We start from the raw sequence: 26,621 nt of genomic DNA, 5'->3' as shown, positions 1-26,621 counted from the left end.
CCAAATCTCGATGCGAAGCCCGGCCAGCCAAGCGTATTCGCGGGCCATTGATCATTTTCTGCTCAATTTTCGGGCTGATAAGGTTCGAATTCCGGATTCCAGACGCAGTCCGGCCACGGGACGCGCTCATGCCGCCTCCAATGCGGTCATCCGCACCAGGTTGTAGCTGGCGAAGACCAGCCTGGCCTGGGCGGCGACGCGATCGAGACCACGCCGCATGGTCTGTTTGAGCGGCCGGGCGTACTTGCCCCAGCCGAACGGCGTCTCGACCCGATGGCGGGCGTTGATTGACTTCGCGTGGCCGGCATGGCGTGTGGTGCGGCCATCGACGGCGGATCGTCGTCGATGCGTGTGCTGAGCGACATGCGGCGTCACGTTCGCCTGGCGTGCGCCGGTGACAAGGCGGTGCTGGTCATGGCCCTTGTCGGCAGCCCTTGTCGGCGCCGACGGTCAGTCGGCGCTTGCCCGGCCTTCGGTCGAGCATCGTCAGTGCCGCATCGACTTCGGCGGTGCCACTGGCCTGTGTGGTCTCGGCATCCACGACCAGGGCATGCCGGTTGTCGGTCAGTACGTGGCCGATGTAACACAGCCGACTGGGTTGCCCCGGGGCTTTCTTATACAACCGGGCATCGGGATCGGTCTTGCATTCATGGGTGTCCGAGCGCCGTGGCTCGCCCTTGAAGTTGGGCGGGCGACCGGGCGGCTCGTCGTCATCATCTTGACGCCGATAGCTGCCCATCGAGGCCCAGGCATCGATCAACGTGCCGTCCACGCAGAAGTGCTGCTCGGACAACAGCCGGCGTTGCCGGGCCTGATCGACGACAGCGTCCAGAAGCCGGCCCGTGACCGCGCCGTCGATGAACCGTTGCCGATTCTTGGTGAAGGTGGTGGCATCCCAGACTGCATCGTCCAGGGACAAGCCGACGAATCAGCGATAGAGCATGTTGGTGCCAGCTGCTCGACGAGCAGGCGCTCGGAGCGAAATCGAGTAGAGGATCTGAAGCAACAGCGCCCGGATCAGGCGTTCCGGCGCAATGCCCGGCCGGCCCATGTACGAGTAGCTGACCGTGAGCGTGCCGTCCATCGACTCGAGCGCGGCATCGACCAATGACCGGATCCGGCGCAGCGGATGATCCGCGGGCACAAAATCCGTCGTCTGCGAATAGGAGAACAGCGACGATTGCTCGGCGTCGGGCCTTCTCATCAACAACGCTCTTTCGGGAATTCGCTCGGCTCGAATTATCAGGCAAATTGGCGGGGTTTTTCAGCAGCCCCCTAGATCGCATGTGAGCCAGTGGTAGGTCTCGGAGTCGACGAACGCCGAGAGGTTCGCCGTCTCCGCCAATATCACTGCATGTACCGGTGTGGTGATTATCTGGCTGGCGCGTTCAGGTGCTCGAGTTAATCAAGCATCGTGACCATAGATACCGTAAAGAACAAAGATCAGTAGAGGTAGAAAAATCAGCAATGTCAGAGCGATATATACTTTGCGCCCGTTGGGTAAAGGCGGCCGCCCATACTTGTTATCTCCACGGGTACCTGGCGCCAGCATCAAAAAGAGATCAAAGACGATATTTATCAGGGGGACGAATGTCAGCACAGCCGCCCAGCCCGTGATATTGACGTCATGTAGACGACGAGTATCAAAGAAAATCTTTATGCCGGCCAATAAAAAGGTTGATAAAACAGCGACAAGAGAAAGGTTTTCTTCAAAAGAGTCTTTTTGGTTTAGTTGAGGCAGAAAATCAAAACATAGAAAAAGTGTACTAAAAAGCGTCAACCAAATACCGAGCGAATACACCGTAAATCGTATCCGGCCGATGCGAGCACGAATCTGAAGCATCTTCGGCGAATAATCGTCATGCATGCCCTTGTGCTGAGTCGTATCGCCGTTTGTTGTAGACGCACACATACATTTGCCTTTTAATCTGATTTATTAAGGTATTTAAGTGCGCGTCTAGACGTGACAGGCGCGCTATATTTTAAAATTTTTCGCGTTAAGAAATGGGTCTGGTTTTGGTCGGCAGCAAAGGGTTGATGATCTTGTGGCCTAACAAGACTGCAACGTGAATTCCATACGATCGCTGGTCTCGTCGTAGAACACGTAGACCAGGCCGAGGTCGCCCCACATCACTTCTGCGCTATGTCCGGAATCAATTTGAAACAAAAGCCTCATGGGCTGACCGTTTTCAGCCTCGGGCGTACTTTCGCTCTGAATCCATTGAGGATAGCCGCCCAGCTGACTGGTAAAGTCCGATTCGTTGTTCTGTGCCTGGACGATCTGTTGATAACTCTCCCAGGGCGCGTTGGTATCGAGAACGCAGGATAGGTCGGCCGCAGCGCTATCGAACAAGGGCAGGCCTTCCCAATCGGGCAGCGACTCGATCGTCTCGAATTGAATGTCGCAATAGGGCACGGTATCCAATGCCTCCGGCGGCGCGGCTTTAACCTGATTTGCGACGCTCAGCGTCTTGTAAATTCTGACATGCCAGCCGTCGTCGTCTGTATCGAAAGACAGCTCACCCTGCAGGTCATAATAGAACTGGATGAGGCGGATACTGTCGGGGATTTCCAGATCCGACCGATTGAAGATCTGGAATACGAAATGCAGCGGGGTGCCGTTCGAGCGCTGCGGCCAGATTTCGTCGGCTTCGCAATAAGGCAGGCCACCGAAGTGGGATTTCAGTTCCGCATCTTCCGGCGGTGGCTTGGGGGCTGCCACTCGAAGTCTTGTGGCTTGCCTAACAAGCGGCTGGACCCGTGTTTTTAGATCCGCCAGCGTATGCAGGCCGAGTGCGTCAAGTGTCGCGCGGAGCGCTTGATCGGTGTCAGCCGCATCGGCTTCGAAATCGGCGCTGGGTTCGTCCGAGTCCTGCATGTGTGGGGGGGTTCTCGTGTGAACAGGGGCACTACTACTATCTCACGCGTGGGCACTCTTATGTGAATTCAGGAAAGGGTAATTTATTAATTAATTAGCGCATTAATCGGTAATATTGATTATTGACACGATTTAACTTAATTTAAAAAATTAGTATTTAGTGCGCTAGTAGTCGCAGCGAATTCATTGATAGACGCCGTGATTGGGGTATCTCCACCAAATAAGCACCACCATAATTGGGGGCGATTCGATAACCAGTTGGTCAGAACGCAGTTTGTTCCGAATCAGGCATGAACCCTCCGGAATGATGACGACCAGGCTGTGGAGCCTTGATCGTGGCACGCCACGATCGGCGACTCGCGCCTTGCCGGACACACTGCGGTCTCTCGACGAAAGGGCGCTCGCACGAAACATCAACATGTCCTAGGCACAGCTGCCCATAACTCGCGAGATGATAGCCGCTGCCAGCGCCGCGATGGCGGTCGAGTACGAAAGGCGCTTCTCAGTTCAGGCGATAGTTCGTGCGCGTGTTCAGGTAGACGCCGACTATGGAAATCGCCTCCATGCGGTCATCGTTCGAACTGGCACCGCGTGAGTCGCCGTCGCGCTGTCTTGTCTTAAGATTGATCCTGGAAATTGCCGCGTCCGAGAGGGGCTGGCTCCGTCCGGGCGATCCGTGTTGACCAGACGGGTCGGCCGGCGTGATTTCAATTGCGGTGATAGGGCGTTGAATTCACTATGTACGCCTCTTGAGTTCGTCGGGAATGTTGTTTCGTGACTACCGTCGCTATCTTCGTCGACACGCAGAATGTCTACTACACCGTTCGTGATGCTTACGGCAAACAGTTCGATTATCGCCGGTTCTGGGCGACAGTGACGTCGAGCCGCGACGTGTTGACGGCGCGCTGCTACGCCATCGACCGTGGCGACGCCAAACAGCGCGGTTTTCAGAACACGCTTCGAAAGATCGGATTCGACGTCAAGCTCAAGCCTTTCATTCAACGCGCGGACGGCTCCGCCAAGGGCGACTGGGACGTCGGCATCACGCTAGACGCCATCGAGTACGCCGCGCAGGCAGATGTGATCGTGCTGGTTTCCGGCGACGGTGATTTCGATCTGCTGGCACAGAAAATCCGCGACGTGCATGGCAAGCGTGTCGAGGTCTACGGTGTGGCTCAGCTGACGGCGAATTCGCTGATTCACGCCGCCAGCCGCTTCATTCCTATTAAAGAAGAACTGCTGCTGGGTTGAGTCATTTTATGACAAGCGACGAAATCGCCTCAGATCGCTGATTTTGAGACAAGCGATGCCGTGAAAAAAGGGCGTATAGGCTGGGTCAAGTCAAGAATCTAGATGAAAGATCGCCTGGGCTCCGTTCGTGCTTAGCGGGTATCAAATGGGGGTATGTGCTTCAGGGGCAATGTTTTGAATTATCTGCTAAGCGTCACAACGACCATAAAATAAGCGCTGCGGCCTGAAAGTATTCCAGTCTGAAGGGGCCGATGGGTTGCTTGCCAGTCGGTGGATATGGCTAAATAAAAAAATTGTTTCTGTTTTTGTCTTGCAAAGAAAAGCGAGGCTGTAAATTTTTTCTGATTTGGGAGGGGCGATGAAAAAAATAAAAGGCAAGGCCAGGAGCTTTAGTTATAAAAGAAAAAAAGTAGAGATACAAAATGACATGCTATGGCGTGGTTACAGGTCTCCAATCGTATTGCAAGATTATAATTTGGCCTATTATCCGGTGCCGAAGTGCGCCTGTACAACCGTTAAAGAAGCGTTATATCTTAAAAAATACGGTGAAAATCACAGGTCTTTGGCAAAATCGATCCATAGAATGCTGCCTTCGACCACGCTGCCGGAGGGCCGTCTTCCAAGCACGGGCATGACAACGGTCGCGGTCGTTCGGGAGCCGCTCGAAAGGCTCGCTTCTGCATATCGGCATATAATCGTTCGTAGCCGATCGCTGGAACGCTTTTATGATCGAGGAGATTTGCGCGGACTTGATCCAGCACCCGATATGAGCGGATTTGTTTCAAATATAGAAGCATATTGTGAGATTTCACACCAGATCCGGCATCATGTCAGGAGTTTCACTGACTTCCTCGGGCACGATCTGAGTTTTTTCGATTACTTGATCCCTATGGAGCAATTGTCGAATACCGCATTTCCTAACGTCGATCTGGAGCTGGAATATTCGAACAGCTCACCCACGTCTGATGTTTCACTGACCGATGAAGCCATGGCAAAGGCGATGTCCTTTCTCGCGCCCGATTATGAAGCCATGGGGGGCATATACTCGAAGCCCAGCGATTCTTCGTGGCCCGGATACGTTAAATCGTCGCAGTTGTGGCGATATGACGTCGCAGAAACCGAGAGCAAGATAGTTGACATGACTAAGTTACCGTCAAGTCGGCTTTTCATGAAGCAGGCTTCAGGTTTCTTAAGACATCAATTGATACGTGGTGTCCTGGATTAAAACCAGTCTCCGAGCGACGGTTGTTGCGCGTCGCTTCGTTTGTTTCTTGCTGTTGGTGTCGACAGTGTTTCGGCGTTCAGTTGATTTACATGACAGGCTAGGTGGGTGCTTTCCGACGAGTGACTCATGAGCACTCGGCTGGCTTGCTTGATGTTTTTTCTTAGCCTTCGATCCTGCGCCAGGATAGGTGTCGGGGCCTGGTAATCGGTCGCGGATACCTATTCAGTATGATGAGTGTCTCGAATTCGTGGATGGCGCTCTATGGATAGTTGGTGCGCCCATCGCGCTTAGATAACAAGCGCTAGACCACGCAGGCGGTCGACTTCAGCAGCCGGACGCGGGCACGGCTGCCGAAATCGGTGCAGAGACTGTATCGCTCCGTGGAAATAGAGCAGCGTCGGCCAGCTGGTGCTGCTTGAATATTCCTATCGACTGCGCACCTTGCTCAGCAATCGCAGAATCTCGAGATATAGCCAGATCAACGTGACCAGCAGGCCGAATGCGCCGTACCACTCCATGTAGGCCGGCGCGCCGCGCTCGACGCCGGTCTCGATGAAGTCAAAATCCAGGACGAGATTCAGTGCGGCGATGCCGACGACCAGCAGACTGAAGCCGATGCCGAGCCAGCCGTTGTCGTGGATGAAGCCGATCGGCATGCCGAACATTCTCATGACCAGGTCGGCGAGATAAACCACGACGATGCCGCCGGTTGCAGCGACCACGCCCAATTTGAAGTTCTCGGTCGCGCGGATCAGCCCGGAACGATAGGCCATGAGCATGCCGGCCAGCGTGCCGAACGTCAGGCCCGCCGCCTGAAGTGCGATGCCCGGAAACTGTATTTCCATCGTCATGGAAACGAAGCCGATCACCACCCCCTCGAGAATGGCGTAGACCGGCGCCAGATAAGGCGCCCATGTCTTTTTGAAGATAACCACAAGCGCGACCATGAATGCCACGATAGCGCTGCCGAGCACCCAGGGCCCGAATACTGCCATCGGGTCATAGGTCGAACTCGTATAGAGCATCGACAAGGCGCTGCGCCAGGTGAAGAACGCGGTTACCACGGTCAGTAGCAACAGAACCGCGGTCTTGTGAACGGTGCCGTTGATCGTCATCCGTGCGCCGGTTGCCGCCGGGGCGTTGACGAAGGTCTTCTGGGTAAGCGCGGGGTTGCCTGAGGCCATGTGAGATGCTCGTTTCGGGGGGGGGGGCATCGTCATATTACCGTGGCCAGATGACAGCGCCCACGCGTGTCCGTGGGCTATAGCGTCGGCTCAGGACTGTTCGAATTCGTTGCTTCTCTATTTCACGGCGGGTCGATCGAACGGCCGGTCACGGGTCGGCGCAAACAGGGCGGCGATTGAGCCGCCATCCTGCTCGGATTTTTCGACTTATCGAAAGTCATCGGGCGGTGGCCTGCCCGCTTGGCCGTACGCGTTATCGATACGATAGAAACGTGCATTGGAAATCGGGCTTGTTACAACGCAGCGGGGTGAGCCGGGCTCAATCTGGTGGGCTTTTTGCGTATGTCTTTTCCTACCGCGGCCGCGAGGACAAGCGGCGACCCAATTCGTTACAAGGCCCATATCATTATGAATAAACGATATCGAGGACTTCGGTTAGCAGCACTTTGTTGCGCGGTCTTCGGCATGACAATGAATACCGGCGCGACAGCGGCGACGCAGGCCAGTGGCTCTGCCACGAACTGGGCGCCGGTCGTGGCCAAGGGAGCCGAGCTGACGCTTGTTTCGAATCAGTTCGCATTTGTCGAAGGCCCGGCGGCCGATGCCTCGGGCAACGTGTATTTCACGGATCGGCCCAACAATCAGATCTGGAAGTACAGTACCGACGGCGATCTATCGGTTTTTTTAAAGGAGGCCGGTCGTGCGGACGGGCTCTACTTTGATGCGCAGCGTAATCTGATCGCCGCTGCGGATGCACACGGACAGTTGTGGTCGATTGCCTCGGACGGACAGGTCGATGTCCTGTTGGACAACGTCAACGGGCACCAGCTGAACGGGCCGAACGATCTTTGGGTCGCCCCGGGTGGCGGCATCTATTTCACCGACCCGTACTACCAGCGCAAGTACTGGCTGCGTCAGTCCCAGGATCTACCGGGCGAAGACGTCTATTATCTCGCGCCTGGGTCGGATGCCGCCGTCAAGGTGATCGACGACATGGTCAAGCCGAACGGCATCATTGGAACACCGGACGGCCGAACGTTGTATGTCTCGGATTTCGGCGCCGAACAGACCTGGCGCTATACGATCGATCCGGATGGAAACCTGTCCGATAAAACGCTATTCACATCGATGCGTTCGGACGGCATGACGCTCGATGCCGAGGGTAATGTGTATCTGACGGGCCACGGTGTAACGATCTTCGATCGTGCCGGTCGGCGCATCGGTCATATTCCGATCGACCAGAAATGGACCGGCAACGTGACATTCGGCGGGCCGCAAGACCGCACTCTGTTCATTACTGCCACCCACGGTATTTATACGCTACCGATGTCTGTTGCCGGTGCGGCGACCGCGGTCATGCAGGCGGCGGCCGATCGGTCGGCCGCCGCAACCGGGATGGCATCGGAAACCACGAAATGACCGAGCCCAAAGGCCGTGCTTTATCGGATACGAATTTGTCGTCCGACACTGCCGAGACCGAAATCGTAGTTGTGTGCACGCGTGCTTCGGCGCCCGGCTGGATCTTTGGATGGTTCATGCCATTCGAATCGGCTGGTTTTTGGCGTGTCGAGACGAGATAGACAGACGTATTGCTGCGCCGGCGCGCCACGTGCAAGCGCCGCAACGCGGCATGGCGCCGCCGGCAGGGATCACCCGAAGCGCCAGCGCCAAGCGACGGCCATCTGGCGTTATCGCGCGTTTACGTGACGCCTGCCATGCCGCACTTGTGATGCCTTGTTTTTCCGCCGCTTGGCCGCTCTTGCGACTGGCCCCCTCGTAACGACACGCCCGAGCGCGTTGTCATGACATGCTTCGCGGGAGTGCGAGGGGCGCGACAAGTGCGTGGGCGTATCCGGCTGCTCGCTTCGAGAGTGTGGTTCGCCGCGTCACAGGCTATTCACAAGGATCAACAGATCGGTTTTTAACCGCTGCTGCTACTTGGCGGACTTGCAAGTGCGGCCGTGATCGGGCTCTCATGCCGATAGAAAATGCGGTTGTCTCGGGGGAGTGGATGTTTCGTATTCCGGCAGCGATTCTGGCGGTCGTTCTGGCCGCGGTCGCGTTGTGGTGGCTTAGCCGCGGCATCCTGCCACCACAGACGGTCCGTTTTGCGGCCGGTATCGAGAACGGCGGCTATTGGCACATCGCTCAGCAATACCACGATATTCTTGCCCGCGACGGGATCGATCTGAAGCTGATTCCGACCGCGGGTTCCGTCGAGAACGCGCGTCTGATGAACGAGGGCAAGGCTGACGCGGCGCTATTGCAGGGTGGCGTGTCGGTTGGCGATGGCGTGGAGACGCTCGGTGCCGTCTTTACCGAGCCGTTGTTGATCTTTGCCCGGCAATCCGGGGCGGCAAGCGTATCGCGCAATCCGGCGATGTGGTCCGGCTTGCGCATCGCGGCTGGGGTGCCGGGCTCGGGCACACGGGCCGCCGCCGATGCGTTGCTCAAGGCGGCCGGTGTCGCGGCCGGCGCGAACACGCTCCTACCGCTCGACGGAGCTGCGGCCGTAGCCGGGCTGACGAACGGACAGGCGGATATCGCGCTGTTCATGGCGCCGCTTTCTGCGCCTTATCTCTCGCCGATCGTGTCGGACCAGGACACGCGCTTGTTGCAACTGGCGCATATCGTGGCCCTGTCACGCCGCATTCCGCAATCGGTGATCGTGAATGTGCCCTCGGGCGCGTTCTCCCTGAACCCGCCGTTGCCGGCCAAAAAGCGTCAGCTGCTCGGGCTGGTCGCCCGTATCGTGGCCCAGTCCGATCTGCATCCGGCGATCGTGGATCGGCTGGTCAACGCGGCACAGCTGGTCCACCAACATGGCGACGTGATTACACCGGCGGGCCAGTTCCCGACCATGGCGCACACCTCGTTGCCGCAGAACGCTTACGCACGCGATTTGATCGCGGATGGGCCGAGCGCGCTCTCGGCCTTTCTCCCATACTGGGTGGTCGCGCAGATCAGCCGATTCGCCATTCTGCTGCTGCCAGTCGTGTTCTTGTTGCTACCGCTGCTGCGCGCGCTGCCGGGGCTGTATCAGTGGAGTATTCGTAACCGGGTGTTTCGTCACTACGCGCGCATACGCGAAATCGACGAAGCCGCGGCCGAGACGACGGACCCCGAGGAATTGCGCAATCTGGCATCCGAGCTGTCCGATCTCGATCGCGAAATCGCCGCTTTAAAGCTGCCGCTGCCTTATCGGGGCTATGCCTACAATGCCCGACTGCACATCGATTTGCTGCGTAAGCGGATTGCAGGCCGTGTGGGATAGTGGGTGGTCAACGTCGTGGTCGGTGCAAGAGGCATCGGCCTGGGGTTCGTTTTCGCGTGGTTCTTTTCGGAGGCATGGCGTATTTGCTGTTCACCGACGCCGAGATGTCGATTGTGCCGCCGGCGCTGCCCGTGCCGCGCCTGCTGGTGTGGATGACGGGCGTATTCGAAACACTGGGCGCCGCCGGGCGCGATTTGCGGTCTCCAACGCGGCGCTCAACGAAACATCAACAGGCCCTAGCGCTGCGCCTGCCGTTGCAGCTCGCTCTCATCATCTGTATCACCTGGTGCACGCGTGTCATCCGACGGCCGACGTGAGTCCGCTTCGACCCACCGATCGCCGCCTCGTCTCTTGCTGGCCGGCCGTGACGACGAATGACTGCATGCTGGGAATGCAAAGCGCCGGATCAAAACCTGATCCCGCGGCGGTCACGCGGCCTGTTTCCGAAACAGCCGGACTGATCGGATGCCCTGGCGACAACGTCGTGTGTTTGCGAGGGTGTCCTGACGGCGTACGACACGCTGTGTTTTGAATCGTCATTCCAATCGATAAAGGCCATATGCAGTGTGCGATGCCGGTTGGCTGGATATGGCCGTGTCGGGTTATTGTCCTGAGACGCCTCGGATCGTGCTTTGTCCGGATAAAGTCCATATTGAAACCGATGCCGTGAACCCGAGGCCGGAGGCCATGGTCAGGTGAGCGCGGCAACGACCGATGCCTGTGCGGTCGCAGGAAACCATCATCCCAGTCCTGGAGACAAGCATGCAGAAAAGACGCCGATTACTGGCCGTTGGACTCGGTCTTTTCGTTTCTATGATCTTTAGTCCGGTCTCGCTGGCGGCCGACGCGGCCCCGGACCTGAAACCGGCCGATATCGCGCCGGGGAAAGTGACGTTATCGGTCATCGGGGCCGGGTCGCTGGGCAGCGCGGTAGGCAAGGCCTGGGTCAAGGCCGGTTACGATGTGATGTTTGCCAGCCGTCATCCGGATGAGCTGGCGCCCATGGCGAAGCGTTTGGGAGACAAGGCCCGCGTCGGTACTCCGAAGGAGGCCGCACGATACGGCCAGGTCGTTCTGCTTGCGGTGCCGTACCGGGCGATTCCGCAAGTCTCGCGTGATGACGGTGATCTGCTCAAGGGCAAGATTCTGCTGGATGCCACCAACTCCTGGGGCGACGAGCAGACACCGATCGGCAAGGAGGCCGCGCAAGCCGGAGACGGCGTTGTCTCGCAACGTTACTTCAAGGGAGCGCGATTGGTCCGTGCCTTTAGTGCGGTGGATGCCTCGCTGATCAACGCTGTGACCCAGGGTCGTCATGAGCCGCTGGGCATGCCGCTTGCCAGTAACGACAAGGCGGCGATGCAGGTTGCGGCCGAACTGGTCAAGGCCGCCGGTTGCGTTCCGGTGATCGTCGGCAATCTCGCCGATGGTCGACGCTTCGAACACGGCAACCCCGGTTTTCGTGCCAATACAACGGCACCGGCGTTGCGCCGAATTCTGGACTTGAAGCCTTCGGCGTCGAGTCAATAAGCCTGGCTCACCCACGTCGGGTGACGTGGGCGTGAGCGGGGCGAGATGCTGGCGCCCGAATCCCGGGCGCCAGCCTTCATCCTCGAACGGCCGTTCATCGCCCCGGCCGGCTGTATTGAACCCGCGACGCCGAAGTCACACGGTGACGACGATCTTGCCGATCTGCTGGTTCGATTCCATGTAGCGATGGGCATCGACGATGTCGTCGAAGGCAAATGTGCGATCGATACGCGGTTTCAGCGCGCCGGATTCAAGGCCGTCGACAATGAAGCGTTTGCCGCGGGCGAGACGCGCATCGTCGCCGGTGATTTCGAAGAGCTGGTAGCCCCGGGCCGTCTGCAGGCCGCCGAGCATGGAAAGCAGTGGCAACGGCGTGGGCTGATCGCTCAGCGCGCCGTAGATGAACAGGATGCCGTGCTCGGCCGTGGCTCGGGAGAGTTCGGCGAACGTCGGCCCGCCGACCGGGTCGAACACCACGCGGGCGCCGTGGCCGTCGGTCAAACGCATCACCTCGGTCACGAGATCGCTGTCTTCGGTGACGACGACGTCAGCTGCGCCTTCGGATTGCAGCATGGCCACTTTCGACTGCGAGCGGGTCAGCGCGATCGGCCGCGCGCCGACCGCGTTGGCGATCTGGATCGCGGCCAGACCCACACTGCTCGAGGCGGCCGGAATCAATACGGTGTCGCCTTCGCCGAGCTTGGCGATATCGATGAGTGCGCCCCAGGCGGTCATGAACTGCATCCAGCTGCCGGCGGCTTCGGTCCAGTCGAGATGGGCGGGATGTTTGACGGCCGCGCGGGCCGGTGCGAGTACCGTTTCGCCGTAGAGCGCATATTCGTCGAACTGGAAGGCCGGTATCACGCTCACCGCATCGCCGACCGCAAATTCGGTCACGTTCGGCCCGACCGATTCGACTTCACCGGCAGCCTCGTAACCGAGACCCTGCGGGAACTGCGGCGCAATCAGATATTCGCCCTTGCGAAACATGACCTCAGCCCGGTTGATGCCGAGCGCCTTGACGCGCAGGCGAATCTCGCCCGGGCCGGGTTCGGCGACCTCGACATCGTCGATCCGGAGGACTTCCGGCCCCCCTTCTTCATGAAAACGAACGACGCGTGTCATCAATATCGTCTGGTTGTGACATCAACGGGGCTGGATCTGGGGCCGGTCGAGGTTGCGTCCAAGCGCTGTGTCGATTCGCGCCAGTCCGGCTTTGACAGGGCCACGATCAGAACGTGCCACGGTACCGTTCGCTCGGGACGGGTTTCCTGGCGCGGCGAGCCTGTCGAGACACGCGCCGGCCATGGACGACACGGCGGCAATCGGCATGCCGGCGTGATCGCGTGCCTTCACACGCGGTGTGTGACGTCGTTTGCCGAAGGCGCTACCGCCGGCCGACGGCGTTTACACGGTACAAGCGGTCATCGGATGCTGATGACGGGGCGATCACATGAGATGCGGGCCAGGACGGGCAGGCCAGACTGGCGTGTCGCTATCGGTGCCTGGGCATGGGAGTCATCGGCGTCATGCGAAAGCGTCTGCAACTGCGTCAGTACGGCACGCGTACAGAATCGATACGTTGCGTTAGTATCGACGGTACTTCAAAGGAGTCATCCGTTATGTTGGAAAAATTCCGTATCAAAGAGCACATGGAAGTCACCGACGCAGACGGTCAGCACGTCGGCACGGTGGACAAGGTGCAGGACGAAAGGATCAAGCTGACCAAGACCGACAGCTCCGACGACAAGCATCATTTCCTGGCGTTGGATGATGTCGATCGCATCGAGGACAACCGCGTTTATCTGAAAAAGGGCGCGGATATTCCGGGCGGTTCCGGCGCTAATACGTAAGACGATACGCGGCGCCTGGACGTCCGTAACCTTCGAGCCCTCGGCCTGGTCGGGGGCTTTTTTATGGGCGACGACGACAGACGTCGATGCCGTCACGATCTTGCATGATGTCGGGTCGGCCACCATGGCCGGTTCCTTGCCTCGTGCATGAAAACATCACGAAAGCGATTGCCACGCGCGGCGCGTGCGATATCAATGCCCCGAACGCGTCTGGAGCGATTGAAGGGGGATATCCCATCGCCGACCGGGCGCGATATCCGTGTGCGTGTATCGGCGACGGCCGTCAGTCCGGCGGATCCCAGGATCCGAGGCGGCGCGCGCAGCGAATTGCCCCGGGGCGACCGTCCTTGATGACTGGAGACCGGACACACCGTCGACACGCTCGTGCTCAGTGCGATGGATGGATCTGCCGGCCAGGGATAGGCGTCTGGAAGACGATGACAGACGGCGCCTGTCTGTTTGTCGCCCGGCCGCAGGTGCACGTCGTCTTCGTCTGCCCTTGGGGCGATCGTTAGCGGCGACGGCGCTGATCGCATGACGCTCGCTCGTCGGTCAAGGAGAGGGCAATCGCGAAATGGCGGTATATCTGTCATTGCGAACGCTGATGACGGTGATGGCGCGTTCGATCGTTTGGGGTCGCCCGTGGGCAAGCGGCTGATCCAACGTGCGTCTGGCGGGAGCGGCGCTTCGTTGGTTGTTCATCGAGCAGAATGGACGACCGGTTAGGCTGCTGCCATGAATCTGTCGAGACAGGCCATGCGACGTCGATTGGCCTCGCGGTGTTGTTATTGTGCGATCGGCTTGTGGTTGATGCTGGCCGGCTGGGCCCAGGTCGCGGATGCGGCCGAGCGCGCGCGGCTGGACGACATTGCCGCGCGGGCCGGCGCGTTGCCGCGTACGCATACGCTGCTGGTCGCCGTCGACGGCGAGATCGTTGTCGATCGTGGCTTTCGCGGCCATGCGACGGACGAGACCGCCAATATCAAGTCGTTGTCGAAAACCGTCATGGCCACGCTGGTCGGCGCTGCGATTGACCGCGGTGTGTTCGACGGTGTGGACCAGCCGATCGTCGCACTGCTCGGCGACCGGGTACCGACGGATATCGATCCGCGTGTCCGCGACATCATCGTCGGCCAGTTGTTGTCCATGCAGGCCGGTCTCGAGCGAACCTCCGGGCAGAATTATGGCGCCTGGGTCGCGAGCCGCAACTGGATAGCCGATGCGCTCCAACGGCCATTCGTGGGGGCGCCGGGCGGTCGCATGCGCTATTCAACCGGCAACACGCATCTGCTCTCGGCCGCGCTGACCGAGACCACCGGCCGCAGCACGCTGGCGCTCATGCGCGACTGGCTGGGGGCGCCGCTCGGGATCAATATTCCACCGTGGACCCGTGATCCGCAGGGCATCTACTTCGGTGGCAACGAAATGGGACTGACACCGAAAGCGCTGCTTGCCTTCGGCGAAATGATTCGTCGCGACGGGCGCGTCAACGGCGAAACCGTCATCTCGCCGGAATGGATTGCCGCCAGCTGGCAGCCGCGCACCCGATCGGTCTACACCGGTGATGCCTACGGCTACGGCTGGTTCACCACCGAACTGGCCGGCGTGAGCGCCCACTACGGGCGGGGCTATGGTGGCCAGGTATTGTTCGTGGTGCCGGCCCGGCGTATGACCGTGGTGATGACCTCCGACCCGACGCCGCCGTCCAGCGGCACGTACTTCACCCGCCAGGCCGGGATCGTGCGGGCGTTGATCAAGGCCGCGTCCTGAGACATGTCACGCACGAACACACTGATGCGCTGGACCGGTCGCACCGGGCATCGCGACTTTTCTGTGCGCCGGCGGGTTTCATTCTGTCTTGAAGCGGCTGTCATATCAGGCTGCTGACGGGTGGGTAAAAGATTGCAAATGACTGATTCATAGTAAAATATCGGCAATCTTCGGGCCTTCGATTCGAGGGCGATGCCTGAAGTGCGCAAACCGTGCCGAGGCAAGAGGAGCAGGTCCACGAGACGGGCCGGCTTGTTGTCGTTACCGGCTGTTTCCCGTATTCATCGCATCGGATCGCATCCTCATGATCGTGACGACCGTTCCCCGTTTTCGCCATATCTTCAATGAGATCTGGCGCCCGTTGCTGCTCACGTTCATCTGGGACGTGATCGTGACGTTCGTCTATTTCGCCCAGCCCGAGCGCTATACCGATTTTCAGTCCTCGGCGCTGTCGCGCACGACATTGACGTTGTTCGGCACGGTGTTGGTGTTGTTCCTCGGTTTTCGTTCCAACGCGGCCTATGCCCGCTGGTGGGAAGGGCGGGTGCTGTGGGGGCTGATGATCAACGCATCGCGCAATATCTCGCGCTGTGCGTTGTCGTTCATCGGCACCGCCGATGCCCGTGCAAGAGAACTACGCGATGCCATCGTCACGAACCAGGCCGCGTACGTGCATATTCTGAGCTGCCAGCTTCGCGGAACCGATCGGGCAGGGCCGGCGAATCGGCTCCTGCGGCCGACCGATGCCGAGCGCATGCTCGACAGGACCAACGCGGCCAATGCCCTGCTCAACGAGAATGGCCGGCTGATCGCCCGGGCCCGGGCCGAGGGTTATATCGACACGATCCAGCAATCGCGCATGGAAGCCGTGAATATCGACATCGCCAACGCGCAGGGTGGCATGGAGCGGATCAAGAAGACACCGCTGCCGATGCAGTATCGTCTGTTCCCGCAGCTGTTCGTGCGTCTGTTCTGCATTCTGCTGCCGGTGGGCATCGCCCCGTATCTCGGGATCTTCACGCCGATCGGTTCATCGTTGATCGCGCTCATGTTTCTGGCTGCCCTGCGGATCGGGGACGAGCTGGTTGATCCGTTCGCCAATACGGCACACGATCTGCCCTTGAGCGCCATGTGTACGACCATCGAAATCGATCTGATGGAATCCATCGAGCAGCCTGCGCCAGCGCCGATCGAACCGGAAAAGGGCGTGCTCTGGTAGCGTCCGGCGCGGATCGCACGCCATCGGTCCCGGTATTGAACAACGACGTCAGGCGAGTGTCTCGGTCGGCGGCCGCAATCAGCGCTGGTACTGCAGCGCGCTCGCGCGATGTTCGGGTATCGATCGTTTTGACCGGGGCGATCCCGCGTGATGACGGCATTCAGGGGAGAAAGCGGCCACATGAGCCACGACGAGACGATGACCTCGACGACGCGGGCCTGGCTGCGTTACTGGCGTCATTCGCTGGCTGATTCACAAAGCGGGCGCGGCGCGCTGAGTGAGAGCGCGTTGCGCGGCACGGCCAGCCTGGCGGCGTCGTTCTATCGCGACGGGCGTCTGCCGTCAGACCACCCAGCCCTGGCCGCGCTTTTCGCGGATGAGCCGGCAACGACACGCTTGGTGCGGGTGGTGTTGCGCCCGGCGGTCTTCAAGGTATTGCAGGCACACGGCCAGAAGAAACAGGCGCTGTATCCGGATGTCGTCACGCCGCTGCTCTGTGGCCTGTGGGTTGCCCGCGACGGTCGGTTCATTCCCGCCGAGCCCCCGGTCATTCCACGTGATCTCTTGCAGCCCCAGGCCGACGATCGATTCACGCTCGCGCATGTCGCCGATCAGGATCGTGTGCTGAGTCGGGCCGAACCCGCGGTCTGGTCGGCAAGCGAAGCGCTCGCGCTGCTCGATGACGATGCCGGCGACGTGCCCTGGAAGGCTTATTACGATCTCTCGCGGTCACTTTTCAACGACCTCTGCCCGCGAGCGTTCCTCGACACGGCGTTCGTCAGCGCAGATGAGGCACGGCTTGCGAAAGTCGACGACCAGTTGGGCGCGGCGCATCACATCATCAAACTGTACGACTGGCTTTCTGTCGCCGATCAACCACTGCCGCTCGTCGAGGGCTATGCGCAGCGTCACGTCGAATCGCATCGGCCTTGTGTTGCCGCGGGGACAGGCGCGATGGATCGCCTCGGCCATGCCAATACACGGTATCCGTTGGCGATTGCGCAACGCGACGCGCTGGCGCAGAGCATGGCTTTGGGGGAGGGCGAACTGCTGGCGGTCAACGGGCCGCCGGGCACCGGCAAGACCACGTTCGTGCTGTCAGTGGTGGCCTCGCAATGGGTCAAGGCAGCGCTCGACCAGACCGAACCGCCGTTGATCGTGGCGGCGTCCTCCAACAATCAGGCGGTAACGAACATCCTGGAAGCCTTCGCCGACGGTTTCGAAGAGACCGACGACCCCTTCGGCGGGCGCTGGCTGCCCGGTATCGACAGCTACGGCGGCTATTATCCGGCGCGCAGCCGGGAAGACGATGCCGCTCGCCATTATCAGACCCCGGCTTTCTATCGTCGTCTCGAATCGCCGGTATATCTGGATACGGCCGAGGCCGCATTCCTTGGCCACGCACGACGGGCATTCGAAGACGACACGCTGGACGATGTCGACACGGTTCGTGAACGGCTCCATCAAGAGCTCGAGCGCACGCGGGGCCGATTGCAGGCCCTGCAGCGCCGCTGGGCGGATCGCGCCGCGCGTCATGCAGAACTCGTCGAACGGCTGGGCGATGCCCCCGAACAACGACTGGCCCAAGCGCAGCAACGACGTGATGGGCTACAGGCCGAGGCAGAGGCGCATCTGGCCGATCTGCAACAGTGGCAACGGCTGTGCGCCGAGGAACCCGTGTGGCTGTCGCTGTTCGCATTCGTACCGCCCGTCGCCCGGAAACGTCGAGCCCGGCGTGCGCTTTTCATCGCCACGTCGCTGAGTGCAGACGCACGCCAGCGAATCGAGGCCGCACCGGCGGGCAGCGACCCCGAATCCGTGCTGCGCGAGGCTCTGGCCGACCGGCGGCAGGCGGTCGCGCAGGCGGATGCGTTTCTGGAGACCGGCCGGGCCTGTCTTCAGGCGCTGGACACGGCGCATGCCGCATTGGATAACGCCTATCGAAAGCTCGGTTTCGCGGCCGTGCCAGACTCGTTCGATGTGTTCGATCAGACGCTGGATACATCGCTGCGTTTCACGTTGTTCCAACGGGCGGTCCACTACTGGGAAGCGCGCTGGCTCGCCGACTGTGCGGCACGCGCCGAGGAACTGACCGAGCAGACCGCCCGAGGGCGCGAAAAACCGGGGCGGAAAAAAGTCCGTCCGCGCTGGCGGCGTCGCATGATGCTGACGCCCTGTATCGTCTCGACGCTGCATTCTCTGCCCTCGCACATGACGCATCGCGTCTTTGAGGGCCAGGATCGATACCGCGAGGATTATCTCACCAACGAGATCGATCTGTTGATCGTCGATGAAGCCGGGCAGGTCGCCCCCGACGTGGCCGGCGCATCGACGGCACTGGCGCGTCGCCTGCTGGCGATCGGCGATATCCATCAGATCAAGCCGGTCGCGACGCAGTCGCCGAGCATCGATGTCGGCAATCTGGCCCATCAGGGCCTTCTGGCGAATCGGGATGCCTACGACACGCTGCGCGAAGGCGGGCGGACCGTGGTCGATGGCAGCGTGATGCGCATCGCGCAGGCCGCCAGCCGGGTGCGCTATCTCGATGATGCCGAGGCCGGCATGTTTCTACGTGCGCATCGACGGTGTCTGGATGCCATCATTGCCTACTGCAATGCGCTTTGTTATCGCGGATTGCTGCAGCCGTTGCGCGATACGCCGGCCATCGATCCGGCGCTGCCGCCGCTGGGTTATGTCCACGTGGATGGCTGTGCCGAGACACCGGCGTCGGGCAGCCGCGTGAACCGGCTGGAGGCAATCACGATCGCGGAATGGCTGGCTGATCAGCGCACCCGGCTCGAAAAGACTCACGGCAAGCCGTTGGCACAGATCGTCGGGGTGGTCACGCCGTTCAAGGCTCAGGCCCGCCTGATCGCACAGGCCTGTCGCGCGCGGGATATCAGCGTCGGTACGCAGGCCGGTGATATGACGATCGGCACCGTGCACGCGCTTCAGGGGGCCGAACGCGATGTCGTGCTGTTTTCGGGCGTCTATTCGCGACACACGAATGGCCGGTTCATCGATGACGATCCGGCGATGCTGAATGTGGCGGTCTCCCGCGCCCGCGATTCGTTTCTGGTTTTCGGCGACATGGACGTGATCGGCAGCGCCGCGCGGGGCAGCCCGCGACATCTGCTCGGCCGGTATCTGTTTAGCGAACCGAATAATGCCTTGCCGTTCGCGGCGAGCGCGGCCCGACCGGATTTGCTGGCGCTGTGCGAAACGCCGCGTCTCATCAACGATGCCGAAGCGCACGATCGTTGCATCCGGGAGCTGCTCGAAGGCGCGCGCCGTTGGGTCGCTCTGGTCTCGCCCTGGATTTCGCTGGACCGACTCGAGGAGACCGGGCTCGCCGATGCCTTGCGACAGGCGGCCGATCGCCACGTCGCGATCACGATCTATACCGATCATCACTTCAATACCACGCAGGCGACCCAGCCGGATGCCGATCGGACCGCACGGTTCGAAAAGTGCTGTGCCGCCCTAACGGCAATGGGCCTGACGGTAAACGTCGTGACGCAGGTGCACAGCAAGCTGATCATGGCCGATGATCGCTTTTTATGTGTCGGCTCGTACAACTGGGCGAGCGCCGCCCGCGAAGGCCGCTTCAAGAACATGGAAACGTCCATGCTCTACAGCGGCAATCTGACCGAGGAAACCCGCATTCAGCTGGACGCGCTCAACGCTCGCATCCGTGGATGAATGATGTGCCGCCGGCGTTGGCATCGTCGGCCGGCCTCACCGCGGCCAACCGAGACGCCGTGCTCTATTCCGAAGGCGAATGGGATTGCATCAGATATTCCCAGGTGTTGTTGCGCTGCATCGGAAACCCGATCCAGCGGGCCTGCGGGGCGCGTGCGTATTGTGGACTGGCCGGCGACGGCGACTCGCCCGGGCCGGCCAGGCCGACCAGCTCAGTGAACCAGGTTGCGACATTGGTCAGCTGGTCGGCGGCGGGACGGTCCAGCACGTTGGCCAAACCGGACGCCACATGTGTCTTGAGCACCACACGTCCGGCCTTCGGCGCGTACCAGAGCAGCTCTTGCGTGAAGCCCTTGACAGTGCCGTCGTCGTTTTTTTCGATTCGATCGAACCGGGCGCCTTCGCCGCTGGGACGATCCTTGAACCAGCTGATGCCACGCCTGATGCGCAATGCCTTGAAGGTGCCGGCGCCGACTCGGATCGTCTCGACGGCCGTCACACGGCTGACCACGTGCGTGCGATAACGATACTGCCACCGGGCGCCGTCATCGGCTGGTACGTGGATGACCCGCTCGGTTTCGTACTCCCATCGATCGCCGGGATGCAGCGGAAAACGCAGCATCGGGCCGCCGGCCGCATCCATCGGCTGGTAACGGGCCACGCTCTCCTCGCGCACGCTCTGGCCATCGGCGACGTCGTAACGGGCCACGCCGTTTTTGACCGTCTGCAACCGCAGACGGACCGGATGACGGTCGTTGAACTGGTAAAGCCATGTCGTGCCCGGAGCGGGCAGGGTTCGTCTGACCGTGGCCCATGCATCGGGCAGGCTTGGCTTGCCGTCGGCGTCATGGGTGATCAGGTCGGCCTCGACGTCATAGCGGCTCAGATATTTTCCGGTGTCGTCGTAGCGTGTGAACGTCACCTCGCCGCTTTCTGGGTCCACGTCGAATCCAAGCCCGACCGGATGATCGTTGCGATAACGGATTCGGTGCAGCCAGGTTCCGCCGCGTTTGCCGGTCTCGAGGCCGTGCTTCTTGCCCTGTCGGTAGTGGGATACGCGACGTACGCCGTCGCGGGTCGTAAAGATCTGCTCGCCGTCCTCGACGAAATCGGGCAGGAGACGCCGATCGCGCTTGATCAATCGGCCGTTTTCGTCGAAGCGTTCGGTTATCGACCAGGCCTCGGGCCGACTGAAGGTCTGGCGTTCCACGACATGGCCGTCCGTCAGCGTCTCGGTGAACTGGACGGTCTTGTGGATCTCCTGACGCTCGGTGAGCTCGCCTTGCCTGTCGTAGCGGCGCGCGACTTCCATCGGATCGCCGTTGTCATCCGGCTCGACGTGGGTCTGTCGCATCAGCGAACCGTCTTCGCGATAGCGTTTCTGCCGTTCGGTGCGTACGCCCTTGTCGGGCAGGCTTTCGAGGGCGACGCTGCCGTCGGCGTTAAAAGCCTTGATGAGGCGATAACCCGCAGGCGTGTAACGACGGACGTCCCGGAGACTGCCGTCGTTACGATACGTGCGGGCCTTGCCGATCAGTCGCCCGCCGTCGCCGTACTGGCCGGTCTGTCGGACCTGTCCGTTGTCGTAATAGAAGGTGACCGGCCCACGGCGATTGTCATCCGCCAGCATAGGCCGGGCGTTCGGATCGACGATCCGGCATCGCAAATAAGGCGTGCCATCCGGCCGATCGACGATCGCCTCCCAGCCTGAATCCGTTTTTTTCAGGGGCCAGTGAAGCCGGTAGGCCGGGGTTTCATCGGTGCGTTCGAGGTCCTTGTTCAGGGCGCGCGTCTCGGCGTGGGCCGCTGCGGTCAGCAGGAGACACAGCAGGCTGATCGGCATGGCCAGAGCGGTTTTCATGAATGTCCCCGAATGCGAGGCCCGGCACGGGCCGGTCGCTTGAATCGGCCGATATTATGCCGCAACCATTGCCCGGCCGGTGCCTGTATCGACACGGTCCGATACCGCCAGGCCGACCTCTCGGCAGAGCGGGGCAGGGATACCCGCACGGCGTCCTGGGTTACGGCGTGCGGGGGCGCCGTCTGCAATACGCATCGAGGGGAGTCGGCAGGCGATCTGCCGAGAGCGAAGACAGACACGACGGCCGCCTGATACAACGCCACGGATCTTGGTGGGCTGTTGTCGGTCGGTGCCACCGGCCTCGCGCGATCAGTCTGGCGAGTCGGTATGCGCCGAATGTGTCTCGGCTCGCGATCCCGCGCGCGCCGGGGCATACAGGCGCCCCTGGAAACGCTGAATACCGGCTTTGGAAAGCAGGGCAAATACGGCGTCGTCCTCGACGCCGTCGGCCACCACACTCAGCCGTTGGCGTTTGGCGACGTCCATGATGGCGCGAAGCACTGCGCGATTGATGGTCGTTGCGGTGAGCGATCGCGCGAAATCGGCGGCGATCTTCACGCCGTCGAAGACATAGCGCTTGAGCAGTTCGAAGCCGTCGTAACCGCTGCCGAACTCGACGAGCCACACGGCAGCTCCGCAGCCGCGTATGCGCGCGACCAGCGGCGGCAGGTCGCTGTCGAACAGCGCATTGTGTTCAGCCAGCTGGAAGATCAGGCGCGGCGCCAGATGCGGCCTGTCGCCCAGCCGCTTGAACAGCCGGTTCTGGAACGCCGGATCGGCCAGCTCGATTGCATTGAGGCTGATACACAGCGGGCCGCTGCCGAGCGCATCGGCTTCGCTGGCGTCTTCGAGCAGTTCGATGGCCATGTCCAGCGTGGATTGATCGATGCGTGTCGATGATGGCGTGACGGTCTCGCCGGCTGTGGCGACACCGCTCGACATCGGCCCGTGGCGCGCGACGTCCGGTGCCCGCAGGGTGAGTTCCTGAGCGACGACATGAGACCCCTGGTCGACGATCGGCGCCAGGTGCAGCGACAGACGGCGGCGTGGCGTGGTCGCGGCATTGGCCGGCTCGTGAAAGCGATAATCGTTGCGTCCGGCGGCCTTGGCCCGATACAACGCGTCGTCGGCGTGGGCGAGCGAGGCCTCCGGTCCTTCAAGGGTGGTGTCCAGCGCAGCGATGCCGAGGCTCAGACCGAGCCGGTATGTGCGCTCGCCGCGCACGAAGTGGAGGGCGCGTATCGAGCGAAGAAACTTTTCGGCGACCACCCGGGCGCCGTCGGCGTCGTTGGCATGGACAATGGCTGCGAATTCATCGCCGCCCAGCCGCGCGAGCACGTCGCTATCGCGCAACACGGCCCGCAGACGCTCGGCGACGAGGCGCAGCAGATCGTCGCCGGCGGCGTGTCCGCAGCTGTCGTTGACGGCCTTGAAATGATCCAGATCGAGATACATCACGAACGCCTGCAGCATACCGTTGCGGGCACGCCGCCAGGTCGCGGCAAGATCGCGCTGGAATCCTCGACGGTTGGCCAGGCCCGTCAGCGTGTCGTGGCTGGCCTGATGGGAGAGTTCCATGGTGCGCTGGCGCGCTTCGGTGATGTCCTGAAAGACGAACACCGCGCCACCGACCCGGCCGTCGTCGTGATAGATGGCCGATAGCGAGTCCGTGATGGCGATCATGCTGCCGTCGTGTCGCATGATGCGCGTGAACAGCGGGACCGCCGCGCGGCCGCCGTCGATGAGAACCGAAGACAAGGGATTGGGCAGGATCTGATCGAAATCCGCGTGGTAGAAGGTCACGCATTCGGTGAATGCGTGCTGGATAAGCGAGTCGGCGCTGCGATCGAGCAGGGCACAGGCCGCCGAATTGACCTGTGTGATCGTGCCGTACCGATCGAGCCGGATGACGCCCTCGCCGATGGCCTCGAAGGTGATCTCCGCAAGTTCGCGTGCTTCGAACAAGGCCCGGTGTTGGCGCTTGCGTTCCGTGATGTCCTGGATCTGGGCGATGAAATAAAGTGGTTCGCCGGCCTCGTCGCGCAGTAGCGATACATCGAGCTGTATATCGACGGTATGGCCGTCTTTATGGAAATAACGCTTTTCCAACCGATAGTTGAGTTTGCGGCCGGTCAGAAGATCGCTTACCAGGACCATATCCGCTTCAAGATCATCCGGATGGGTGATGTCCTGAAAAGTGAGCGCGCCGAGCTCGGCCTCGTCGTAGCCGATCATCTCGCACAGCGCGTGATTCACTGAAATCCAGCGGCCTTCCGGTGCGACCAGCGCGATGCCGATCGGGGCGTGGTGCAATGTCTGGCGCAAGCGCCGCTGGGACTGCTGAAGCGCGTGTTCGGTCCGTTTTCGCGCATCGATATCGGCCAGCGTGCCGACGATGCGCGTCGGCGCGTCGTCGGCGCGAACCGCCCGCCCGGTTTCACGAACCCAGATCGGCACCCGACCGTGTACACGCAGGCGGAACTCGCTCTCGAAGGCTTCGGTGCGCCCGGCCAAGTGATCGTTCAGACGCCGATTTCGGCCGGCGCGATCGCGTTCATCGATCAGATGTTGCCAATCGGTACCGGCCAGGGTGAGCTCGGCACAATCGCCGAGCCCGTTGCGTTGCACGAAGGCGCCGGAGATCCGATATCGATCGGCGGTGATATCGATTTCCATCAGTCCGAGACCGGCGTGCTCGCCGGCCGTCTGCCAGCGATGCGCCTGCTCGGCGAGTGCTCGCTCGATGGCTTGCTGTCGATCACGCGCCTCCGCGGCTTCGTGGATGTCGAAAAACGCCCCGGCCAACAGCGGCGGTCGGCCGGGGCGGGGGCGTACTTCGCCGATGCCCTGTGTCTGGCGCAGTACGCCATCGGCACGCCGGATCGTCAGCGTGAGATTCCAGCCTTCGCCGCTGGACTGGGCATGGGCAAGTGCCGCCTCGAGTCGTGCGCGAGAATCCGGCTCGTAGAATGACAGGGCTGACTCGATCGAGGCACGATCGGTTTCCGGATCGAGACCGTGGAGCCGATAAACGCCCGGAGACCACCAGAGCTCTTCGGTCTCCGGGTCAAACCGCCATGTACCGGCCTGCGCGTGCTGCTCAAGAATGTCGAGTGCGGTCGTCATCGATGCAGAATATCCATGACTGGACGAGATCGCGGGTGTGTCGCCGGATATGGTCCGGCGACACACCACTAAAAACATACTGCGCCTGGGTCCATCCTAACCAAACCGGCCCGGTTTGCGCTGCCGGCGATCGCTCTGCTCGGCCACGGTGGCGATCGGCACGTTCTGTTGCGATCGTCGTGTCGATGCACGGGGCCAAACGACGTCTTTTTCACGAACCCGCGGGCCAGAACACGATTGGGGGCATGTTCGAGCCCGGGCCATTTAGGATCGCTGGCGGGGCCGACGGATCAGGCCGGTTTCCTCGTCGCGCAATAACGCGAATGTCTCGGCCAGATGATCCAGCATGCCGCGCAGCCGGGCCGGCATGAGCGTGCGTTCGGGATAGACGGCGTTCAGGGATAGGTCGGGCGGACGATAATCGGTCAGCAACCTGATCAGTCTTTTGTCTTCGAGTGCTGGGCCGACGATGAAATCCGGCTGCATCGTGATACCGCCACCGGCGACGGCGATATCGCACAGGACGTTGCCGTTGTTCGCCCGCAAGCCGGGCCGTGTTCGCACGCGAAGCCATCGGTCGCCGTCCCAGAACGGCCATTCCAGGCCGTGACGGGGGTGGCTGTAGGTCAGGCAGTGGTGATCGGTCAGGTCGTGCGGATGGCGTGGCTCACCGTGCTGCGCGATGTAGTCGGGCGAGGCGACAACATGCATGCCAAGGCGCCCCAGTCGTCGCGCGACCAGGCTTGAATCCTCGAGTTCGCCGATGCGCAGCGCCAGATCGTAGCCTTCCTCGATGAGGCCGACGCGTCGGTCGGCGAGCACCACATCCAGTTCGACTGACGGATAACGCGCCCGATAGCCGGCGAGTACGGTGCCGAGATAGGCGGTGCCGAAGGCATAGGGCGCATTGAGACGAATACGGCCCTGAGGCCGCTGCTCGGCGTGATGAAAGACATGGTCGAGCTGATCGAACTGGTCGAGAAGGCTCTCGGCCCGCGTGTGCATGTCGCGCCCGGCCTCGGTCAGGCTCAGCCGCCGTGTGGTGCGCTGGAGCAGGCGCGTTGCGAAATGCTGCTCGAGAAAAGCCACGTGTTACTCACCGACGAGCGAGACATCCGCAGATGGTCCGCCGCGGCCGTGAAGCTCTGGCGCTGGGCGACTTCAACGAAGACCCGCATGGCCGACAACGTATCCATGATGTCCCGACTCCTATTGTTTCCAAATTGGAAACAGTGATTTCGATGATCGCACGTTTATCCCGCAGGGCGAACCAGTAGAAGCTGACGCCCATCGCTGCGCATATACCTTGCGGTTTGCTACAGGAGAATTGTCATGTCGGAAAAGGCACCCGTTATCGGTCATGTCCGGACTGGGGACGCGACGGCCGCGCCGGGCCTGCTGCTGCTACGGATCGGCCTGGGCGTCATGTTCGTCGCCCACGGGCTCACCAAGTTGCTGGTCTGGACGCTGCCCGACACCGCGCAGTTTTTCGCCTCGGCCGGGTTTGCCGGATGGCTGGCCTATCCGGTGATGTTCGTCGAACTGGTAGGCGGTCTATTGCTCGTTCTGGGCGTACAGACGCGCTGGGGCCTGTTGATGTTCACCAACAGTGGCGGCGGCTGGCAATACCCGGTGTTTCTGGCTGTCGCGGCGTTCGCGCTCGCCTTGTCCGGCGACGCACGTTTTGTGTTGATCCGTTCGACACGGCTCGGCACCACGAAGCGTGAGAGCCGCCCGTGACGCGTGCC

At 61.2% G+C, this 26,621-nt stretch carries 19 protein-coding genes and 1 pseudogene; 11 read left to right on the top strand and 9 right to left on the bottom strand.

Annotated elements, in window-relative coordinates:
• Positions 1 to 126: 126 nt before the first annotated feature.
• From D3260_RS14455 to D3260_RS14445, 3 genes and pseudogenes are all read right to left on the bottom strand, one after another.
• Positions 127 to 1,204, bottom strand: a pseudogene (locus D3260_RS14455) (IS5 family transposase).
• Positions 1,205 to 1,405: 201 nt separating this feature from the next.
• Entirely contained in the window at positions 1,406 to 1,867 is a 462-nt protein-coding gene (locus D3260_RS14450) for a DUF805 domain-containing protein (RefSeq protein WP_158583555.1), read from the bottom strand.
• A 183-nt stretch (positions 1,868 to 2,050) separates the two neighbouring features.
• A complete protein-coding gene (locus tag D3260_RS14445; protein WP_120099316.1) occupies positions 2,051 to 2,878 on the bottom strand; it encodes a DUF1963 domain-containing protein in 828 nt (275 codons plus the stop codon).
• Between the two features lie 774 nt (positions 2,879 to 3,652).
• Between D3260_RS14445 and D3260_RS14440 the strand changes: the two genes are divergently transcribed.
• Both D3260_RS14440 and D3260_RS14435 read left to right on the top strand, forming a co-directional pair.
• Positions 3,653 to 4,129, top strand: a complete 477-nt coding sequence (locus D3260_RS14440) for an NYN domain-containing protein (protein ID WP_120099315.1) — start codon at positions 3,653 to 3,655, stop codon at positions 4,127 to 4,129.
• A 358-nt stretch (positions 4,130 to 4,487) separates the two neighbouring features.
• Positions 4,488 to 5,354, top strand: coding sequence for a sulfotransferase family 2 domain-containing protein (locus D3260_RS14435; protein ID WP_120099314.1), 867 nt, complete (start codon positions 4,488 to 4,490; stop codon positions 5,352 to 5,354).
• Positions 5,355 to 5,779: 425 nt separating this feature from the next.
• On the opposite strand, the gene D3260_RS14430 is transcribed toward D3260_RS14435, so the two are convergent.
• Positions 5,780 to 6,538, bottom strand: coding sequence for a Bax inhibitor-1/YccA family protein (locus D3260_RS14430; protein WP_120099313.1), 759 nt, complete (start codon positions 6,536 to 6,538; stop codon positions 5,780 to 5,782).
• Between the two features lie 465 nt (positions 6,539 to 7,003).
• Between D3260_RS14430 and D3260_RS14425 the strand changes: the two genes are divergently transcribed.
• From D3260_RS14425 to D3260_RS14410, 4 genes are all read left to right on the top strand, one after another.
• Positions 7,004 to 7,957: an SMP-30/gluconolactonase/LRE family protein gene (locus tag D3260_RS14425; RefSeq protein ID WP_199671527.1), complete on the top strand. Its 954-nt coding sequence runs from the start codon at positions 7,004 to 7,006 to the stop codon at positions 7,955 to 7,957.
• A gap of 556 nt (positions 7,958 to 8,513) precedes the next feature.
• Positions 8,514 to 9,812, top strand: coding sequence for a TAXI family TRAP transporter solute-binding subunit (locus tag D3260_RS14420; protein ID WP_158583554.1), 1,299 nt, complete (start codon positions 8,514 to 8,516; stop codon positions 9,810 to 9,812).
• A gap of 74 nt (positions 9,813 to 9,886) precedes the next feature.
• Positions 9,887 to 10,129: a hypothetical protein gene (locus tag D3260_RS14415; protein WP_120099310.1), complete on the top strand. Its 243-nt coding sequence runs from the start codon at positions 9,887 to 9,889 to the stop codon at positions 10,127 to 10,129.
• A 445-nt stretch (positions 10,130 to 10,574) separates the two neighbouring features.
• Positions 10,575 to 11,342 (top strand): NADPH-dependent F420 reductase, encoded by a 768-nt coding sequence (locus tag D3260_RS14410; protein WP_199671526.1) that lies wholly within the window; start codon positions 10,575 to 10,577, stop codon positions 11,340 to 11,342.
• 135 nt (positions 11,343 to 11,477) lie between these two features.
• On the opposite strand, the gene D3260_RS14405 is transcribed toward D3260_RS14410, so the two are convergent.
• Positions 11,478 to 12,467: a zinc-dependent alcohol dehydrogenase family protein gene (locus D3260_RS14405; protein WP_120099309.1), complete on the bottom strand. Its 990-nt coding sequence runs from the start codon at positions 12,465 to 12,467 to the stop codon at positions 11,478 to 11,480.
• Positions 12,468 to 12,871: 404 nt separating this feature from the next.
• Between D3260_RS14405 and D3260_RS14400 the strand changes: the two genes are divergently transcribed.
• The 4 genes from D3260_RS14400 to D3260_RS14385 all read left to right on the top strand — a co-directional run bounded on the left by D3260_RS14400 (position 12,872) and on the right by D3260_RS14385 (position 19,886).
• On the top strand, positions 12,872 to 13,195 hold the full coding sequence (locus D3260_RS14400; protein WP_199671525.1) for a DUF2171 domain-containing protein: 324 nt from the start codon (positions 12,872 to 12,874) through the stop codon (positions 13,193 to 13,195).
• Between the two features lie 735 nt (positions 13,196 to 13,930).
• Positions 13,931 to 14,965, top strand: a complete 1,035-nt coding sequence (locus D3260_RS14395; protein ID WP_233544094.1) for a serine hydrolase — start codon at positions 13,931 to 13,933, stop codon at positions 14,963 to 14,965.
• 304 nt (positions 14,966 to 15,269) lie between these two features.
• A complete protein-coding gene (locus D3260_RS14390) occupies positions 15,270 to 16,184 on the top strand; it encodes a bestrophin family protein (RefSeq protein WP_120099307.1) in 915 nt (304 codons plus the stop codon).
• A 180-nt stretch (positions 16,185 to 16,364) separates the two neighbouring features.
• The gene (locus D3260_RS14385; RefSeq protein ID WP_158583553.1) at positions 16,365 to 19,886 is read left to right on the top strand and encodes an AAA domain-containing protein; all 3,522 of its coding nucleotides are present in this window, start codon (positions 16,365 to 16,367) and stop codon (positions 19,884 to 19,886) included.
• 64 nt (positions 19,887 to 19,950) lie between these two features.
• Here the strand turns inward: D3260_RS14385 and D3260_RS14380 are convergent, their stop codons facing one another.
• From D3260_RS14380 to D3260_RS18180, 4 genes are all read right to left on the bottom strand, one after another.
• On the bottom strand, positions 19,951 to 21,747 hold the full coding sequence (locus tag D3260_RS14380; protein WP_147418211.1) for a toxin-antitoxin system YwqK family antitoxin: 1,797 nt from the start codon (positions 21,745 to 21,747) through the stop codon (positions 19,951 to 19,953).
• 309 nt (positions 21,748 to 22,056) lie between these two features.
• Positions 22,057 to 24,873, bottom strand: a complete 2,817-nt coding sequence (locus D3260_RS14375; protein ID WP_158583552.1) for a bifunctional diguanylate cyclase/phosphodiesterase — start codon at positions 24,871 to 24,873, stop codon at positions 22,057 to 22,059.
• A 264-nt stretch (positions 24,874 to 25,137) separates the two neighbouring features.
• Positions 25,138 to 25,962 carry a LysR family transcriptional regulator gene (locus D3260_RS14370; protein ID WP_147418210.1) on the bottom strand — a complete coding sequence of 275 codons (825 nt, stop codon included), beginning with the start codon at positions 25,960 to 25,962 and terminating at the stop codon, positions 25,138 to 25,140.
• The gene (locus D3260_RS18180) at positions 25,902 to 26,051 is read right to left on the bottom strand and encodes a LysR family transcriptional regulator (protein ID WP_370456315.1); all 150 of its coding nucleotides are present in this window, start codon (positions 26,049 to 26,051) and stop codon (positions 25,902 to 25,904) included. The genes D3260_RS14370 and D3260_RS18180 overlap by 61 nt, the downstream gene beginning before the upstream one ends.
• A 154-nt stretch (positions 26,052 to 26,205) precedes the next feature.
• Here D3260_RS18180 and D3260_RS14360 point away from each other — a divergent pair, with 154 nt between their 5' ends.
• Positions 26,206 to 26,613 carry a DoxX family protein gene (locus D3260_RS14360; protein WP_120099301.1) on the top strand — a complete coding sequence of 136 codons (408 nt, stop codon included), beginning with the start codon at positions 26,206 to 26,208 and terminating at the stop codon, positions 26,611 to 26,613.
• The last annotated feature ends 8 nt before the right edge of the window (positions 26,614 to 26,621 follow it).

The sequence above is a fragment of the Salinisphaera sp. Q1T1-3 genome, assembly GCF_003602005.1.
Lineage (GTDB): Bacteria > Pseudomonadota > Gammaproteobacteria > Nevskiales > Salinisphaeraceae > Salinisphaera.
The sequence above is the reverse complement of the archived record's forward strand: the minus strand, read 5'-3'. Positions and strand labels throughout refer to the sequence as shown.

Coding starts and splice junctions, on each gene's coding strand:
- D3260_RS14395 (WP_233544094.1), top strand. CDS start 13,931: ATGAATCTGTCGAGACAGGCCATGCGACGTCGATTGGCCTCGCGGTGT.
- D3260_RS14435 (WP_120099314.1), top strand. CDS start 4,488: ATGAAAAAAATAAAAGGCAAGGCCAGGAGCTTTAGTTATAAAAGAAAA.
- D3260_RS14430 (WP_120099313.1), bottom strand. CDS start 6,538: ATGGCCTCAGGCAACCCCGCGCTTACCCAGAAGACCTTCGTCAACGCC.
- D3260_RS14360 (WP_120099301.1), top strand. CDS start 26,206: ATGTCGGAAAAGGCACCCGTTATCGGTCATGTCCGGACTGGGGACGCG.
- D3260_RS14390 (WP_120099307.1), top strand. CDS start 15,270: ATGATCGTGACGACCGTTCCCCGTTTTCGCCATATCTTCAATGAGATC.
- D3260_RS18180 (WP_370456315.1), bottom strand. CDS start 26,051: ATGCGGGTCTTCGTTGAAGTCGCCCAGCGCCAGAGCTTCACGGCCGCG.
- D3260_RS14405 (WP_120099309.1), bottom strand. CDS start 12,467: ATGACACGCGTCGTTCGTTTTCATGAAGAAGGGGGGCCGGAAGTCCTC.
- D3260_RS14420 (WP_158583554.1), top strand. CDS start 8,514: ATGCCGATAGAAAATGCGGTTGTCTCGGGGGAGTGGATGTTTCGTATT.
- D3260_RS14410 (WP_199671526.1), top strand. CDS start 10,575: ATGCAGAAAAGACGCCGATTACTGGCCGTTGGACTCGGTCTTTTCGTT.
- D3260_RS14415 (WP_120099310.1), top strand. CDS start 9,887: ATGGCGTATTTGCTGTTCACCGACGCCGAGATGTCGATTGTGCCGCCG.
- D3260_RS14425 (WP_199671527.1), top strand. CDS start 7,004: ATGACAATGAATACCGGCGCGACAGCGGCGACGCAGGCCAGTGGCTCT.
- D3260_RS14445 (WP_120099316.1), bottom strand. CDS start 2,878: ATGCAGGACTCGGACGAACCCAGCGCCGATTTCGAAGCCGATGCGGCT.
- D3260_RS14450 (WP_158583555.1), bottom strand. CDS start 1,867: ATGCATGACGATTATTCGCCGAAGATGCTTCAGATTCGTGCTCGCATC.
- D3260_RS14380 (WP_147418211.1), bottom strand. CDS start 21,747: ATGAAAACCGCTCTGGCCATGCCGATCAGCCTGCTGTGTCTCCTGCTG.
- D3260_RS14375 (WP_158583552.1), bottom strand. CDS start 24,873: ATGACGACCGCACTCGACATTCTTGAGCAGCACGCGCAGGCCGGTACA.
- D3260_RS14400 (WP_199671525.1), top strand. CDS start 12,872: ATGCGAAAGCGTCTGCAACTGCGTCAGTACGGCACGCGTACAGAATCG.
- D3260_RS14385 (WP_158583553.1), top strand. CDS start 16,365: ATGAGCCACGACGAGACGATGACCTCGACGACGCGGGCCTGGCTGCGT.